The 852-nt window shown below is 39.9% G+C and carries 1 protein-coding gene; it reads right to left on the bottom strand.

The genetic code is table 11. The features are described 5' to 3' along the window. Window positions 1–852 (bottom strand): LacI family DNA-binding transcriptional regulator (locus GMD3S_RS0210240; protein WP_029709357.1); only part of this gene is annotated, 852 nt, incomplete at both ends.

The following is an 852-nucleotide window of genomic DNA, read 5'->3' as shown; positions in this document are numbered from 1 at the left end:
TCAATCAAAATCTTTGTAGCCTGTTGTCCTTCTTCAAAGGCGGGCTGAACCAGCGTCGAAACACTTGGAGAAGAAAAGCAAGTCCACTCCGTATTGTCAAAACCAATCAACCCAACTTGTGGCAAGTTATAGTTCAACTCTTTGATAACGGTAAAGACTAGAGGTAGGGCCCAACAGTTAGGAACAAATACCAGAGTTTTTTCATCGGGATTGATTTCTTTTTGTAAAAATTCCTTAATTTGTTCCAAATTCGTATGCTTATCTTCAATGGTTAGACTGGCGTGGCGCATATTAGCATCTGTCAAAGCATCCACAAAACCACTTGCCCGCTCAATCCGAGTACTCAAGCGACTCGTATCCGCTGTAATCAAAAGAAAATGCTCATAACCTTTTTCGATACAGGACTGGGTCATGTCATAAACGGCATCATAGTTATTGGTTTTGACCCAGCTAGTCCGGTGTTCATAGAGCTGACTATCAAAAAAGACCATTTTCTTCTTTTTCTCATCGATGATACGAGAATATTTTCGGAAATTAGAGGTCGGCTGAATAATAAAGCCGTCTACTCCCAAGAGAAGCATGCTTTCAATATACCGGTCCTCACTCTCTTGGCTGTAATTACTATTTCCTATCATTACCTGGTAGCCATTCTGGCTGGCGATATCCTCAATTCCCTTAACAATTTGGTTTGAGAAACTGTTGGTAATATCACCGATCAAAACACCAATTAATTTTGTTCGTTTGGAGTTTAAGCTACGCGCAACAATGCTCGGTTTGTAATTTGTTTCATGAATAACTTTTTCAATCTTTTCACGTGTCTCTCGGGACATTTTTTCATATTTCCCGTTTAGG

The organism is Streptococcus sp. GMD3S, from assembly GCF_000298695.2.
Lineage (GTDB): Bacteria > Bacillota > Bacilli > Lactobacillales > Streptococcaceae > Streptococcus.
Note: the sequence above shows the minus strand (reverse complement) of the source record. Positions and strands in the feature narration are given on the sequence as shown.